The sequence below is a fragment of the Providencia sp. PROV130 genome (assembly GCF_028482225.1).
Lineage (GTDB): Bacteria > Pseudomonadota > Gammaproteobacteria > Enterobacterales > Enterobacteriaceae > Providencia > Providencia rettgeri.
In genome coordinates this window covers 1-16,382 of sequence record NZ_JAMPQC010000018.1, presented here as the reverse complement: position 1 = coordinate 16,382, position 16,382 = coordinate 1, and the positions used below count along the sequence as shown (strand labels likewise).

The window sequence follows — 16,382 nt, the reverse complement described above, 5'->3', positions numbered from 1 at the left end:
TATTGATTTAGGTTGTTAAAATGAGAATAAATAAAATATGCTTTAGCCTACTTATTTATTTAGGCTATACGGTACCTTTATACGCTGAAAATGCCATCGATAATAATACAACACAGGGAAATATTTATTTTGACCCTGATTTCTTAGAATTACCCAATAAAGATGCTGTCGATTTAAGCCAATTTGAAAATAACCAACAATTGGCGGGTAACTATTACGTTGATATTTATGTCAATACCAACTTAATCGGGGCAAAAAGTTTAAAGTTTGATAAAGATACTGAGAATAAACTGGTTCCTTGCTTAACTTTGGATGATTTAAAAAGCTTCGATATTAAAATTGCAGATTATCCTGAGCTACAAAATAGCCAAACAGGCTGCGTCAATTTAGCAATCATTCCTGATGCGACAAGCCAGTTTGAATTTGATTCACAGCGGTTATACCTCAGTATTCCGCAAATCGCGCTGGCGAAAAACCCGAGGGGTTATGTTGACCTTGCGGATATCGATAACGGTATTACCGCCCTATTACTGAATTACAGCTATAGTGGTTCTAAAAATACCAATCGTAGCGGTGGAGAAGACACCACCTCGAACTACGTCAATTTACGCCCCGGCTTAAATATTGGGGCATGGCGTCTGCGCAACTATACCACGTGGTCCAACAGCACAGGGCAGCCCAATAAATGGGATACGATTTATACTTACGCCTCCCGTGGGATCAACCGTATAAAAAGCCAGCTAACCTTGGGAGACAGCGTTTCTCCATCAGAGGTGTTTGACAGTGTGCCATTTCGTGGGGCACAGCTCGCCACCGATGATGATATGTACCCTGAAAGTCTGCGTGGCTATGCGCCCGTTGTGCGTGGGATAGCCCGCAGCAACGCACAGGTCACCATTCGCCAAAACGGTTACACCATCTACCAAGCCGATGTGGCAGCTGGCCCCTTTGAAATCAATGACCTCTACCCAACGGGCAGCAGCGGTGACTTGCATGTGACGATAAAAGAGTCGAACGGCAGCGAACAGGTGCAAATTGTACCCTTTGCCTCTCTCCCCGTGCTACAACGTGAAGGTTACTTATCTTATAGCACCACTGCTGGGGAATATCGTTCATATGATAGCCATGTAGATAAAACCAAATTTGGCCAGTTCACTTTAGTATACGGTTTACCCTATGGCATCACCATGTTCGGAGGGAGTCAGTTCAGTGAAAAATACCAATCTTATTCGATAGGTGCTGGGCAAAACTTGGGGCGCTTCGGGGCGCTATCTATTGATATTACCCAATCTCACGCCAAAATGCGTGATGACAGCAAAGAGCGTGGGCAGTCTTACCGTTTCCGCTATAACAAAAACCTCAATGATATCGGCACCAATATTGCTTTGGCGGGTTACCGCTATTCAACTCAAGGGTATTACAGTTTATCCGAGGTGTTTGATACCTTCCGTGATACCACCTACAGCCCTGAAATCGAGCGCCGCCGTAATCGCGGTGAAATCACTCTCAGCCAAAACCTAGGGGATACTTACGGTTCTATTTCAATGGGTTATGTTAATGAAGATTATTGGAATAGTGACCGCAAAACACAGTCAGCAACCCTTGGCTATAACAATAGCTGGCAAGAGATCAGTTACGGGCTGAACTACACCTATAACAAGAATACCAGCAGCTATTCACAGAATGCTGGAGCGAAAAAATACAGTGATGAAGACCACTTATTTACCTTTTCGGTCAATATCCCGTTCAGTTTGTTTGAAGATACCGCCTACATTAACTTTGCCAGTAACCACAGTAGCCGTGACTCTAGCTCAAGTAACATCGGTGTTTCTGCCTCCCATCTAAACAACCGGTTAAATTGGAGCATGCAACAAAGTTTAGCCGATCAGGGGCAAGGCAGCTCTGGTAATGCGAACTCTACCTATAAAGGTAAATATGGCGAAATTTCCGGGGGCGCGAGCTATAGCAAGGATAGCTATAACCTGTACTACGGAACTAACGGCAGCCTTGTCGCCCACGCAGGTGGGTTAGTGTTAGGGCAACAATTAGGTGAGACTGCCGCGCTGGTAGAAGTCCCTGATGCAGGGAATGTTCCCATATTAAACCAAGCGGGTGTAGTAACCAATAGCCAAGGTTACGCGTTAGTGCCGTACGTCACCGCTTACCGAAAAAATACCATCGATATTGATACCTCGGCGTTACCTGACAACACGGAAATGGAACTCACTAGCCAGTCGGTCTCCCCAAGCCGTGGAGCGCTAGTGAAATCCAGTTTCACTGCCAATGTCGGTTATCGCGCCATTATGGTATTGAATTTTGCAGATGGGAAGCCCGTACCATTTGGTGCACAAGCCATATTTAAAGATAACCCACAATTAAATAATCTAGTGGGTAATGATGGCGAAGTTTATTTATACGGTTTAACTGAGAGTGGGAACTTTATTATTCAATATAACGAGAAACAACAGTGTCAGGTTAATTATAACTTAGCCGGTGTTTCGGATTATATGGGGTTATATAAAACTACTGCGGTATGCCGATAAGAGGGAAATCGATAATGAAAAAATTAATAGTCAGCTCTGTATTAGCGGTGGGATGTTTATATACTGGGTATGTCAATGCAATCTGTGTACAAAATCCTGCATTAAATAATATTATAACAACCGTGACTCCACGCACATTTAATCTATTTTATGATGATAACAGTGTCCGTGACTTGTCTGTTTTTGAACACAGATATGCGAGTGGAAGTCCTTACGCAATAACAACTAATCCTGGAACATGTGGATATATGAATTGGCAATACGCTTATGCAAATAGTTGGAAACCTGATGCTAACTATATTGCCAATACAAATATCCCCGGAATTGGCGTAAAAATAAAGCACGACAGATTTTATCTTAACAATGGCAATGAACCATTTTATATTCCTCATAATAATACTCATCGTCGTATGCGAGTTGATACTCCCATGTGGACAGTCACATTTATAAAAACGGGGCGGGTAACACAATCAGGAGCATTATCATCTGGTATTATTGGTCATGCTCGCGTATATAACCCCTACCCAAAAACAACCTTTACCTTGGCGAGTTTATATTTTCCCACTGACCAAATTAAAGTCAACATCCTTCAATGTTCACTGAAAAATAACCAATCCGTTTATAATATTGAATTAGGTGACTGGCGAGATACTCAATTTCCGAATATTGGAGATGCTAGTGACGTTATCGACGTTCCAATTACATTAACCTGTAATCCAGGAACAAATATTAAAACTACAGTTACCAGTTCCTCCGGCTATATTGATCCAAATACGGGAAAACTCGCTTTATCCGGTGCAAATAAAGCAACTGGCGTAGCAATTCAACTCTTAGATAAAAACAATACCCCCATAAAGCTAAATACAAAAAATATTTCACAAAGTAATGTTCCTGAAGGTGACTATATTTTTGGATGGAAAGCTCGTTATATTAAAACGGCAGAAAAAATCACTCCCGGAAGTGCGAATGCCTCAGCCACTGTTAATATTCGTTATGAATAGGATTAAATAATGAAAAATTTAATGCACTCCTTATTGATAATAAATAGTTTGATCGCTAGCTTTTATACATATGCTGAAGATAACGTCATATTAAATTTTACCGGAAATATCAAAGCCGCTACATGTAATATCTCTGGCGGCAACAATATTGATATTGACTTAAAACATTTACCTATTGATATATTTAATGGCGTGCAGACAGTATCCGACTGGAGAAATTTTGATATTCATTTAAATAACTGTTCGTCATTTATCAACCAAATCAAACTGACATTTGCAGGTACTGCGGACACGGCTGATACGACTAGCTTATATAAAAACCTAGGTACTGCTCAAAATATAGCTGTGCAATTACAAAGTGGTGATGGTGCCACACCGTTAGGCAATCAAAAAATATTACAAGTGCCCTTAAATGGGCAATCTGATATCGCTATTCCACTGCGTACGCGGGCTGTTAGCATGGCAGGTAATGTCGTAGCTGGCTCTATTTCTGCCAATATTACCGCCACCATCACCTATTTATAAACAGGAGCATATAACATGAAGAAAATAGTGCTGTTATTCTGTCTTGCTTCCAGCCCCGCATTGGCAGCAGACCAGCAAATTAATATCAATGTACATGGTTATGTCGCAGTTATGCCCTGCGAATTAGAAACCATCAATCATGTTATTGACCTGAAAAAAGTGAATGTTTGGAATATTCGGGATACACAAACTTCACCGTGGGTTGATTTCTCAATTAAATTGAAAAATTGCCCTATGGGTACCAAGGAAGCCATTATGGAGATTAAAGGCACTCCTGATTCAACCACAACGGATTATTTTATCAATACCGGCAGTGCTAAAAACGTCGCATTAAACTTAGCTCACCATGCAAATAAAGCCACGATAAAAAATGGTGAAAAAATTACGGTGCCCGTTAATGAACAAACCCACAAAGTTGATATTCCGCTATCAGCGAGAATGGCAGGCTATGGCTCAGGTATGACAAGTGGTTCATTTAATAGCCACCTTGATTTTACATTTGTTTATCACTAATAAAGTTAGGTATTGATATTCTAAAACACATCATCGTAATTGGATTAATTTAAATTTTAAGGTGACGAAAAATATTTAATATGCATTATTTTCAATATAAAACAACCTAGTTTGAATGCTTATGATTTAAATCAAGATAAGAGAAAGGATACCTGATAGATATATCGTGAGTGTAAAAATATCACTTTACACTTGTTAAGAATAAAAATTAAAGAGGTTGAATAATGAGCAATTATTACCCTGTCTCTGCGGTTATTGGTCATAAAATAAAATCATTGCGTAAAGATAAAGGACTATCTCTTATTGCCCTTGCTAAAAATATCGGCATTAGTGAACAACAGCAATTACGCTATGAACGAGGCAGTAACCGAATATCGATAGATAGACTGAAGCAGTACTCCAATTATTTTGATATCAATATTAGTTATTTTTTTTCATTTAATGAATATGAAAAAATAAAAATTAAAAATGGTAATGAAATTAAACAATCATTCTCTTTGTAGTATTTTTACTTAATCATTATTGGTTGTCAGTATGAAAAAAAATACCTCTAAAATTGTCGGAGCACGGATCCGCACACTCAGAAAAGACCAAAACATGAGTATTCAGCAACTCAGTACATTGCTCGGGATCAGCCAACAGCATCAATCCCGCCATGAACTCGGGGAAATACGAATTCATGTTGATACACTTTATTCTATTTCACAAATATTAGAACTTGATATTCAAGAGTTAGTTGTTGATTTTACTATCCCAACACCGATTAACACAATGAATAATAAACAAAATAAAAAAAAGATATTGCAGGCAGAAAGCTTATTATCACCTGAACAGAATTTCAATTTATACAAGTAGCATTAATACAAGAATAATGTCGTTTATAGGAATTTTATAACAATGAACACTGTAGCTTAAACGTATCTATAAATAAGAAGTTTCTTATGTAGCCTTAGCATAATTAATGAAGATTAAGGCTACTCAATTGAATTTAACCGAAAATATTCAAATGGCAATTTAATATTTTCTGAAGGCCGAGATTAATGACTTAACTGTTTTCATTCATTTTCTGAATGACAATACCCTTTCTTTATTCAAAAAATGAAATAAATAGCACTTTTAGACCTGCGAAATTCGATAGTTATACTATTATTTCGTTTTACGATAGTACAAATCAAACATTCTTCAAATGTGGTCTGACGTGTCAGAGTCTTATAATCCCAAATAATCACCATATGAGAGACAAATTAAACTTATCTCCCACTTTATAATTATTCTTAGTTTTATATCGTTATTTCACTTTAGTAAAAATCCAACCTAAAAACATATTTAACTTAAGATGAAATAGAACTTCAATTATTCTCCCATACTGTGTTAACTTAATTAAAAAAATTAAATACATTAAAATTTAATTATATTTTACCAAATTTTACAAAACTTGTTTATTTTAAAAAATAGTCTCAAAATACTCTCCAATTGAGTAATTGGTAATTCCACCTACTCAATGAAAAATAAATAATTATCTTTTGGAGAAAAACAAATGAAAAAGAACTTACTTGCATCATTAATTGCTGCAACCTCAATCTTTGCTGTTAATAATGCATTAGCTGCAGATGGCACTATCGACTTTACCGGTGAAATCATTGATCAAGCATGTGAATTAGCTGCGGGCTCTGACGCATTAAAAGTAAACTTAGGCCAAGTATCTAAAAAGGCATTACCAACTGCAGGAAGTACTGCTGCTGCAACTAAATTTACTATTAAATTAATTAACTGCCCAGCTACAGTGACAACGGCTTCAGTTAAATTCGATGCTGACTCTTATATTGGTGACGATGAAGTTATTAAATTAAAAGAAGAAACCGGAGTTGCAACAGGTGTAGGTATTCAAATTACTGACGATACTAATAAAGTCGTTCCACTATTTACCGCATCTAAAGCATACCCATTGAAAGAAAATGTAGAAAATAATTTAGATTTCAGAGCGCGTTATATTGCCAAAACTGACTCTGTAACACCAGGTCCAGCGAACGGTACGGCAACTTTCACAATCAATTATAACTAAGTAACAAATAAGGTTTAAACGGAATTGAACCTTATCTAATAACATTCAATGGTGGTATTATGAGATCTATTATCTATATTTTTATTTCGTTATTTCTGCTAATAAATACTGCAAATGCAGGCGTTATTATTGGTGGAACTCGTGTTATTTATAATGAGGGAAACAAAGATGTTAGTATCAGTGTAGAAAACCCAGATAAGATCCCTTATTTAATTCAATCCTGGATAGATAATATAGATGAAAAAAAACAGTCAGATTTCACTATAACACCACCATTATTTAGGCTTAATGCTGAAAAAACAAATGCACTTAGAATATTTTTAACCGAAAATAAACTACCGAATGATAGAGAGTCATTATTCTGGTTAAATATAAAAACTATCCCAGCAACAGAAAGAACAGAAAATTCATTACAAATTGCCTTTAAAACACAGATGAAACTCATTTATCGTCCCAAAGCTTTAAAGGATGTCAATTTTATTGAAGAGCAAAAAAAATTAGTATGGTCTAAATCTGGGAATAAAATTACAGTTAATAACCCAACACCTTATTTTATGAATTTTCAGAGCATCAGCTTTAACGGAACAAAAGCTAATGATGTTTCTTATGCTGCACCTTTCTCAAACGCAACTTTCGAGATTAATAACTCAAATACCAATGGAACAATTAAATGGGAAGTTATTAATGATTATGGCGCCGCGCCAGAAGCACTCGAAAAGAAAATATAAAACTATAAAATAAGTTGGGCTTTATCATGAAAATAAATAAAATATCTCTAGGCCTACTATTATATTTAGGCTATACCGCATCGTTATATGCTGAAGAAAAAACAGAAAACAATGTCTACTTTGATCCCGATTTCTTAGAGTTGCCGAATAAAGACTCAGTTGATTTATCACAATTTGAGAATAACGAACAATTAGCTGGTAACTACTATGTTGATATTTATGTCAATACTAATTTAATTGGTGCTAAAAATCTTAAATTCGAAAAAAATAGCCAGAACCAATTAATTCCGTGTTTATCACTTGCTGATATTAAAGAATTTGGTATCAAAACAGCGGAATACCCTGAATTGCAAACAGCAGGAAGTCACTGTGTCAATCTTGCCGCGATCCCTGATGCCACCAGTAACTTTGAGTTTGATTCTCAACGTTTATATTTAAGTATTCCTCAAATCGCATTAGACAGAAACCCAAGGGGTTACGTTGACCTAGCTAATATCGATAATGGGATCAATGCACTGTTATTAAATTACAGCTATAACGGGTCGAAAAATTATGATCGTAAAAAAAATGGCTCAGATAATACATCCCATTATGTGAATTTAAGACCCGGTTTAAATATTGGAGCTTGGCGGTTACGGAATTACACCACATGGTCAAGCAATACTGACCAATCTGGTAAATGGGACACCATTTATACCTATGCATCACGTGGCATAAATAGTATCAAAAGTCAGTTAACCTTGGGGGATAGTGTCTCACCTTCGATGGTTTTTGATAGCGTGCCATTTCGCGGAGCTCAGCTTGCGACAGATGATGATATGTCCCCTGAAAGTTTGCGCGGCTATGCACCCGTTGTACGCGGGATAGCGCGTAGCAATGCACAAGTAACGATCCGCCAAAATGGCTACATTATCTACCAAACTGAAGTGGCTGCTGGTCCTTTTGAAATCACAGACTTATACCCAACAGGGGGAAGTGGAGATTTGCATGTCACCATCAAAGAATCCAATGGGAGCGAGCAATATCAAATCGTTCCTTTTGCTTCATTACCCGTATTACAGCGTGAGGGGTATTTTTCTTATAGCGTAACAGGCGGGGAATACCGCGCTTATGACAGTAGCATTGATAAAACAAAATTTGGCCAATTTACCTTAATCTATGGTTTACCTTATGGTATTACCGCTTATGGTGGTAGCCAAGTCAGTGAGCACTACCAATCTTACTCTATCGGTACAGGTCAAAACCTTGGGCGGTTTGGTGCATTATCTATTGATGTTACTCATGCAAATTCAACGCTACATAATGATGTTACGGAAAAAGGTCAGTCATACCGTTTTCGCTATAACAAAAATATCAACGACATTGGTACTAATATTGCTTTGGCAGGTTACCGTTATTCCACTAAAGGGTTCTACAGTTTAGCGGAAGTCTTTGATGGCTATAGAAATACGAATTATGCCCCTGAGATTGAGCGCCGCCGTAATCGCGGTGAGATCACTCTCAGTCAAAATTTAGGAGATAGCTTTGGTTCAATTTCAGTCGGTTATATCAATGAGGACTACTGGAATAGTGACCGTAAAACACAATCAGCCACCGTGGGTTACAACAATAGTTGGCAAGGCATCAGTTATAGCTTGAATTATACCTATAACAAAAATACCAATAGTTACTCCTATAGCTCCGGTAGTCGTACGAAAAGTGAAGATGATCATCAACTTGCTTTCTCTGTCAGTGTACCGTTTAGCGTGTTTGATAATACTTTCTATTACAACTTTAACAGTAACAGCAGCAGTGATGGCCCAAGCACAGGCAGTATCGGGCTTTCCGCCTCTCAGCTCAATAACCGCCTAAATTGGAGTATGCAACAAGGCTTTACCACTCGAGACCAAGGCACTAGCGGTAATATGAATGCCTCTTATAAAGGGCAATATGGTGAAGTTTCAGGCGGAACTGGCTATAGCAAAGACAGCTATAACCTTTATTACGGTGTTAATGGCAGCTTAGTAGCTCACTCTGGTGGCCTAGTTCTTGGCCAGCAATTAGGCGAAACCGCTGCTATTGTGGAAATCCCTGACGCGGGTGATGTTCCCGTTCTAAACCAAGCTGGGGTGGTAACAAACAACCAAGGTTATGCGCTCGTACCTTATGTCACTGCTTATCGCAAAAATGTGATTGATATCGATACCTCAGGACTACCTGAAAATACAGAAATGGAGTTAACCAGCCAAAGTGTTGCTCCAAGTCGCGGTGCTCTGGTGAAAGCCAACTTTGCAGCGAATGTCGGGTATCGTGCCATCATGATATTAACTTTTACTGATGGTAAACCCGTACCTTTTGGTGCTCAGGCCATATTTAATGACAACCCACAGTTAAATAATATGGTGGGCAATGATGGTGAAATTTATTTATCTGGTTTAGCTGAAAACGGCAGCTTTATTATTCAATATAACGATAAACAACAATGCCGAGTAAATTATAACTTAGCGGGCATATCGAATTATATGGGTTTATATAAAACAGCAGCGGTTTGCCGATAATAAGGAGTAAATAATGAAAAACTTTATTTATAAATCAATATTGCCTGTGAGTTGTATATATTTATACTCAGGATATGCTAATGCTGCTTGTACCTTAAACCCAAATTTAAATAATAAACTAGCTAATATACCGACCGCAGTTTATAACGTTCAATATGATGATAATACACCTAGAGACTTAGGTTCTCTCAGTGCTAATTTTTCATCTACATCTCAGTGGGTAGCTAGTGATTCGAGCTCTTGTGCTACTTCATACTTAACGGGTAGCTTTATAAATAGCTGGTCACCAAATGCCAATAAAGTTGCCCTATCTAATATTTCTGGTATTGGTATTTCTGTTACAACTGCAGGCATTGGAGCATTTAATGCAACCTGGGATAAAAACAACGCAAATTATAATATATTAACAACGCATTGGAGCATCACAGTAAAAAAACTCGGTTCGGTAACACAAGGTGGCACATTAAGAGCCGGAAATGTTGCAAGGCTAACCGCAACTTACCGTGCGCCAACAAATGTGACTTGGACTTTAACAACCTTAAATATGCCGACCAATGCTATTCGTATCAATGTACTTAGCTGTTCATTAAAGAATAATCAGTCAACCTACAATATTGATATGCAAGATTGGTATGATACACAGTTTCCCAATATAGGCTCGACCAGTACACCGGTTGATATTCCAATTACATTAACTTGTGCAGCTGGCACCAATATTAAAGCAACAGTGACAAGTTCTAAATATGAAGATACGGCGACCGGAAAATTAGGACTAACAGGAACTAATAGTGCTACTGGTGTCGCAATACAATTATTGGATAAAAATAATAATCCAATCAAATTGAACACCAAAAATAGCCTGCAAAATAATGTCCCAGCCGGTGATTATATGTTTAATTGGAAGGCTCGCTATATCAAAACGGCAGATAATATTACGCCAGGTACAGCAAATGCGTCTGCAACTGTTAATATCCGCTATGAGTAGGAATAAAAAATGAAAATAATACCTAAAAATTTACTTTTACTTAGTAGCTTAATATTCAGTGGGAACTTATTCGCTGCTAGCACGGTTACGTTGAATTTCACCGGTAATATTAGAGCTGCAACTTGTAATATTACTGGTGGTAATAATATTGATATTGACCTGAAAAGTATTTCAGCTGATGTATTTCGCAATGCGAGCTCTGGCTCTAACTGGAATACATTTAATATTAGTCTCAATAATTGTTCATCTTTTATTAATCAAGTAAAACTGACATTTACAGGGACGGCGGATACCGCGGATGTAGCAAGTTTATACAAAAATCAAGGCACAGCTAAAAACCTAGCCGTACAACTACAAAATGGTAATGGAACAACTGCATTAGGTAACCAAAAAGTATTACAAGTTCCGACAAATGGGCAAGCAAATATTAATATTCCATTACGCACCCGTGCCTTTAGCTCATTAGGTAATGCCACTCCGGGAACTATTTCCGCCAACATTACGGCAACAATTACCTATTTATAAAAGAGAGAATAATATGAGACATTTTATCCTATTACTATCAATCATGAGCAGCTCTTTAACTGCATTTGGGCTAACTGCAAATATTAAAGTACATGGCGTCGTTATTGCTGCCCCTTGTGAAGTCGAAAAAAATAATTATTTAATTGATTTGAAAAAAATTAATATTTGGAATATCAAAGATACGCAAAAGTCACCGTGGATTGATTTTTCCGTGAAATTAAAAAATTGCCCTGCCGGTACCACCAAAGCTGCAATGAAAATATCAGGTACGCCAGACTCAATAGTCACGGAACATTTTATTAATAACGGTACGGCGAAAAATGTGGCATTAAACCTAGCCAATACTACCAATAAAACAACAATAAAAAATGGCGATACAATTACCGCAAATGTTAATACGCAAACACGAAATGTTGAAATTCCGTTATCAGCAAGAGTATCCGGTTATGGTAATGGGATGGTTGCAGGCTCTTTTAAAAGCCACTTAGAATTTACATTTACTTATCAATAGTTAAATTTATTTTTATTACATTAGTTTTAATAAGGGAAAACAGTATGCCTAATTACTATCCTATATCAAGAATAATTGGCAATAAAATTACCTATTACCGAAAAATGAAAGGAATGACATTAGAGAGTTTATCTAAAATAATAGGCGTTAGTGAACAACAACAATCTCGTTACGAAAGAGGTATTAATCGAATAAATATCGATAGACTTTACCAATATGCAAAAATATTTAATATTAATATTGCTGATTTTTTTAATTTCGATATCAAACAGACTCATGAAATTGAACAAAAAAAGGAATGTTTTTTAAGTAAGGAAATATGAAAACTAAGGATAACTAAAAATGAAAAATAGAAAAGCAATCTTTATAATAAGCTCAATTTTTGCCTATTCTACCTATGTACAAGCGGCCTGTATTCAAAACCCGAACTTACGAAATGTTGTGGTTAATGTACCAGCAAAAACATATTCGTTGCAATATGACGATACCGGTGCTCGAGACCTCGATACTATTCGAGTCAATTTTAAGGGCTCACAAGTCGACACCTTTTCAGGACTTAATGGCCAATGTGGCAATGCCTTTTTGCATGCAGATTATGTCAATGGCTGGGTACCCAATGGTAATAAAATTGCAGCCAGTAATATACCGGGCATCAGCATTCAAGTAAAAGCAACAGAAATTGGTTTCTTAAATACACGTTACGGACCACCTACGGGACCTAGCCCTAACTCATGGATTATATATAACCCATATTGGACTATTACTATCAAAAAAACAGGACAAGTCACACAAGGGGGAAATTTAAAGGCAGGGCATGTGGGAAGACTAACACAGAGTAACCCTGCGCCACATAACAGTACGTGGAATTTAACATCGCTAAACATTCCAGCGAATGCGATAAAAATAAACGTATTAAAGTGCTCAACAAAAGCGACAAGTTACAATGTTAACTTAGGGACTTGGTACGATACTCAGTTTAAAGCTGTTGGTACGACTAGCAACAGTGTCAATATACCCATTACATTAAGCTGTGCTGCAGGCACTAATCTAAAAGTGACAGTGACAAGTAGTGCTGGGTATGTTGATACTAATACAGGGAAAATTAAATTGTCTGGACAAGGGCAAGCGACCGGAGTCGCCATTCAATTATTAGATAGAAACAGCACCCCAATAAAGCTTAATTCAAAGTTTACTTTGCAAAATAACGTTGCAGGTGGCGACTATATTTTTAATTGGAAAGCTCGATATATTAAAACTGCTAATAATATAACCGCAGGAACTGCAAACTCGACCGCGTCGGTTAACATAAGATATGAATAAATAGCATTCAACATTAATCATAAAAAGATGTTAATTTATTTATAATTTGATTTTTATTGCTAATATTAAAGAATATGAAAGAATAATTGATAAATAGCAAATTTACTATTTTATTAAAATGGTTAAGATAGAGAGGCTATCTTGGAATTTTGTTTAGTTAGAAATGAAAAGTCTAATTATAGGAGTACATATGTCTTATTCAAGATCTCATCTCATAGGAAAGAAAATACTTTATTATCGAAAAATGAAGGGTATTTCAATTAATGAAATATCAAAAGTTATTGGCATCAGTCCACAACAACAATCACGATATGAAAGGGGAATAAATAGACTTACTTTAGATAGACTGTTTCAATATGCAACATATTTTGAGATTGATATTCAATCATTTTTTCAGTCTCTTGATATTTAATAAATTAAGTAACAATACATAACACTAGAAAAACAAATCACATTAATAATATTTAATTATATTCACATTGCAATATTAAATAAGTTAGAGAGAACATTATGAAACGAAAAATATCTAAATCTGTCGGTTTAAAAATAAGGTCATTAAGAGAAAGTCACGGAATGAGTGGTAAAGAATTAAGCATGTTATTAGGTATTAGCCAACAGCACCAATCACGCTATGAAAATGGTGAGGTCAATATTCATGTCGATACCATTTACCAGTTGGCACAAATATTTAATGTTTCACCAACCTATTTCTTTACTACAGCCGTCATAGAAATTAATAGTACAGAGCTCCCTATTAGCAAAAAGAATTATTTCTCTGCTGAAGCTCTGGTATTCTAACTTCTAAATATGAGCATTATAATATGCCAATAAATTAAATATCGGTGCTATTTCTATTTATAGTATAGCACCGTCTTATTGTTCTTTTTTAGATTCATCCACCAACCAATTATGAAATATCGCCATCGCCGGTGTCATAGCTCTCGATTTTAAACGACTTAACCAATATCCACCTAAAGTCACAGAGATATTAAAAGGTTGAACTAATGTTCCAGCACTTAATTCATGGTTGAACATGCAACTTGGCACCAACGCTACACCGTCGGTTAATAGCGCGGCTTCAACCATCAAACGCGATGAATCAAATACAGGCCCTTTGACACGCCATGGTTCCACTTCTGCGGCTAAAAACCATTTCTCCCATTCATCTTTACGATATGAACGCATTAACTGGTGAGATTTTAAATCTAATGGATGTTTCAGCTGATTCGCAACTTTCTCTGAACAAAGCACAGTATGCGCAGTTGAAAACAGTGGTGTATTTTCTACCAGAGGCCAGAGCCCCTCACCAAAACGAATAGCAAAATCAACCCCTTCAGCGGCTAAATTCACCACGTTGTTATGGGTCATAATGCGTAAATCAATATAAGGATATCGTTCAGAGAATTGCGTTAGTCTTGGTAATAACCAACCCACCGCAAATGTACCGACCACTGAAATACTTAAAGCTTCCCGATAATGACCATCCTCAAATTGTAGTAATAGTGACTCAATTTGATCGAAAGAGCGGCTCAATACAGGTAACAACGCAAAGCCTTCTTCGGTTAATGCGAGTCCTCGAGGTAAGCGAATAAACAGTTCTAGCCCCAATTGATCCTCTAACAGCCTAACTTGTTGACTGACAGCGGCCTGAGTAACATTTAATTCTATTCCCGCTCGTGTAAAGCTTAAATGCCGTGCGGAAGCTTCAAATGCCCTAAGTGCATTGAGGGGTAGCCGATGACGATAATTTTCTGCCATAAGATTTTCTTTTACCTCATCGAATTTTATATCGATTTAAATAATGCTTGGAAGCATGCATACTATTTTTCAGCCACGGACTACCCGCTAAAAACTGTATATTAAAGTACTTTAAATTCACAATGAAGTGCTTTTCAGTTCCTGTTAGCAATAATTTAAACTTGTACTTATTGGAATAACTCTATGAAAAATCTTTTTCGTCAGGGACGAATTTTTGTCGCCCTTAGTTTGGCTTTAACCACCCCATTCGCCAATGCGATCACCCAAAAAGATGTGGATAGCATTATTAAACCGCTGATGGAACAAAAACAGATCCCAGGCATGTCTGTGGCAATTTCTATTGATGGAAAACACTATATTTATCATTATGGTGTGCAGTCTAAACAAAGTTCAGTTCCTGTCAGTGACGAGACTTTATTTGAGATTGGCTCCCTATCTAAAACGTTTACTGCTACACTCGCAGCCTATGCACAAAACCAAGGAAAACTCGATTTTTCGCAAAAGGTAAGCCACTATCTTCCTGAATTAAAAGGGTCTGCTTTCGACCAAGTGACAATAATGAACTTGGCTACACACACTTCCGGTTTATCGTTATTTGTACCCGATGCTATTACCAATTCAGTAGAATTAACCCGTTATTACCAACAATGGAAACCAGAAAAAGCCATTGGGCAATATCGTTCTTATTCTAATCTCGGTATTGGATTATTAGGTATCGTTACAGCTAAACAGCTCAAAATGCCATTTGAACAAGCGATGGAAAAATTAATGTTGCCCGCACTTGGGCTAAAACATACCTATATTCATGTGCCTAAAAACCAACAGAAAAATTATGCTCAAGGTTATAATAAGAACGATCAACCCGTTCGTGTGACACCACAAATTTTAGATGCTGAATCTTATGGTTTAAAATCGAATGCTAAAGATCTAATTCGCTTCTTAGATATTAATATACAAACAAAGAAAGTCGCTAAACCATGGCAGGAAGCCGTAGAGAACACGCATACTGCGTTCTACATGACCGATTCATTTATGCAAGATATGATGTGGGAAAGCTATTCATGGCCAGTATCTCTTGCTCAATTACAGCAAGGTAACCGAGATGAAATGGCATTACAGCCACAAAAGGTTGAAGCTATCCAACCCGTAATGCCACCAGAAAACCGTGCTTTTTATAATAAAACAGGTTCAACCAATGGTTTTGCAACCTATGCGGCATTTATTCCTGAAGACCGAATCGCGGTGGTGATTTTGTCCAACAAATGGTATCCAATCCCTGACCGCATTACCGCGACTTATCAATTAATTGAAAAAATTAATGAATAAATTAGATTTCTAACTAAGATTCGATGTTCTATATAGTTCGTGTTGCCA

General features: G+C 37.0%; 18 protein-coding genes. 17 read left to right on the top strand and 1 reads right to left on the bottom strand.

Features of this window, described 5'->3' with window-relative positions:
• Positions 1 to 20 precede the first annotated feature (20 nt).
• The 16 genes from PSF28_RS12675 to PSF28_RS12600 all read left to right on the top strand — a co-directional run bounded on the left by PSF28_RS12675 (position 21) and on the right by PSF28_RS12600 (position 14,048).
• A complete protein-coding gene (locus PSF28_RS12675) occupies positions 21 to 2,543 on the top strand; it encodes a fimbria/pilus outer membrane usher protein (RefSeq protein WP_272685157.1) in 2,523 nt (840 codons plus the stop codon).
• Between the two features lie 14 nt (positions 2,544 to 2,557).
• A complete protein-coding gene (locus tag PSF28_RS12670) occupies positions 2,558 to 3,544 on the top strand; it encodes a fimbrial protein (RefSeq protein ID WP_272685156.1) in 987 nt (328 codons plus the stop codon).
• A 9-nt stretch (positions 3,545 to 3,553) separates the two neighbouring features.
• Positions 3,554 to 4,069, top strand: coding sequence for a fimbrial protein (locus PSF28_RS12665; RefSeq protein WP_272685155.1), 516 nt, complete (start codon positions 3,554 to 3,556; stop codon positions 4,067 to 4,069).
• A 15-nt stretch (positions 4,070 to 4,084) separates the two neighbouring features.
• Positions 4,085 to 4,582, top strand: a complete 498-nt coding sequence (locus PSF28_RS12660; protein WP_272685154.1) for a fimbrial protein — start codon at positions 4,085 to 4,087, stop codon at positions 4,580 to 4,582.
• A gap of 224 nt (positions 4,583 to 4,806) precedes the next feature.
• Positions 4,807 to 5,085, top strand: a complete 279-nt coding sequence (locus PSF28_RS12655) for a helix-turn-helix domain-containing protein (protein WP_272666063.1) — start codon at positions 4,807 to 4,809, stop codon at positions 5,083 to 5,085.
• A gap of 31 nt (positions 5,086 to 5,116) precedes the next feature.
• On the top strand, positions 5,117 to 5,437 hold the full coding sequence (locus PSF28_RS12650) for a helix-turn-helix domain-containing protein (RefSeq protein WP_272685153.1): 321 nt from the start codon (positions 5,117 to 5,119) through the stop codon (positions 5,435 to 5,437).
• 682 nt (positions 5,438 to 6,119) lie between these two features.
• Positions 6,120 to 6,644: a fimbrial protein gene (locus PSF28_RS12645; protein ID WP_109912401.1), complete on the top strand. Its 525-nt coding sequence runs from the start codon at positions 6,120 to 6,122 to the stop codon at positions 6,642 to 6,644.
• A gap of 59 nt (positions 6,645 to 6,703) precedes the next feature.
• Positions 6,704 to 7,372, top strand: coding sequence for a fimbrial biogenesis chaperone (locus tag PSF28_RS12640; RefSeq protein ID WP_272666068.1), 669 nt, complete (start codon positions 6,704 to 6,706; stop codon positions 7,370 to 7,372).
• Between the two features lie 26 nt (positions 7,373 to 7,398).
• Positions 7,399 to 9,909: a fimbria/pilus outer membrane usher protein gene (locus tag PSF28_RS12635; RefSeq protein ID WP_272685152.1), complete on the top strand. Its 2,511-nt coding sequence runs from the start codon at positions 7,399 to 7,401 to the stop codon at positions 9,907 to 9,909.
• A 13-nt stretch (positions 9,910 to 9,922) separates the two neighbouring features.
• Positions 9,923 to 10,894, top strand: a complete 972-nt coding sequence (locus PSF28_RS12630) for a fimbrial protein (RefSeq protein ID WP_272685151.1) — start codon at positions 9,923 to 9,925, stop codon at positions 10,892 to 10,894.
• A gap of 9 nt (positions 10,895 to 10,903) precedes the next feature.
• Positions 10,904 to 11,419, top strand: coding sequence for a fimbrial protein (locus PSF28_RS12625; RefSeq protein WP_210840378.1), 516 nt, complete (start codon positions 10,904 to 10,906; stop codon positions 11,417 to 11,419).
• A gap of 13 nt (positions 11,420 to 11,432) precedes the next feature.
• On the top strand, positions 11,433 to 11,930 hold the full coding sequence (locus PSF28_RS12620; protein WP_272685150.1) for a fimbrial protein: 498 nt from the start codon (positions 11,433 to 11,435) through the stop codon (positions 11,928 to 11,930).
• Positions 11,931 to 11,974: 44 nt separating this feature from the next.
• Positions 11,975 to 12,253 (top strand): helix-turn-helix domain-containing protein, encoded by a 279-nt coding sequence (locus PSF28_RS12615; RefSeq protein WP_272685149.1) that lies wholly within the window; start codon positions 11,975 to 11,977, stop codon positions 12,251 to 12,253.
• A gap of 19 nt (positions 12,254 to 12,272) precedes the next feature.
• A complete protein-coding gene (locus tag PSF28_RS12610) occupies positions 12,273 to 13,250 on the top strand; it encodes a fimbrial protein (protein ID WP_272685148.1) in 978 nt (325 codons plus the stop codon).
• 190 nt (positions 13,251 to 13,440) lie between these two features.
• Positions 13,441 to 13,662, top strand: a complete 222-nt coding sequence (locus PSF28_RS12605; RefSeq protein ID WP_272684102.1) for a helix-turn-helix domain-containing protein — start codon at positions 13,441 to 13,443, stop codon at positions 13,660 to 13,662.
• Between the two features lie 98 nt (positions 13,663 to 13,760).
• Positions 13,761 to 14,048 (top strand): helix-turn-helix domain-containing protein, encoded by a 288-nt coding sequence (locus tag PSF28_RS12600; protein WP_272666080.1) that lies wholly within the window; start codon positions 13,761 to 13,763, stop codon positions 14,046 to 14,048.
• Positions 14,049 to 14,123: 75 nt separating this feature from the next.
• Here the strand turns inward: PSF28_RS12600 and PSF28_RS12595 are convergent, their stop codons facing one another.
• Positions 14,124 to 15,008 carry a LysR family transcriptional regulator gene (locus PSF28_RS12595; protein ID WP_210840457.1) on the bottom strand — a complete coding sequence of 295 codons (885 nt, stop codon included), beginning with the start codon at positions 15,006 to 15,008 and terminating at the stop codon, positions 14,124 to 14,126.
• A 183-nt stretch (positions 15,009 to 15,191) separates the two neighbouring features.
• Between PSF28_RS12595 and ampC the strand changes: the two genes are divergently transcribed.
• Positions 15,192 to 16,334 (top strand): class C beta-lactamase, encoded by a 1,143-nt coding sequence (gene ampC / locus PSF28_RS12590; protein WP_272685147.1) that lies wholly within the window; start codon positions 15,192 to 15,194, stop codon positions 16,332 to 16,334.
• Positions 16,335 to 16,382 lie beyond the last annotated feature (48 nt).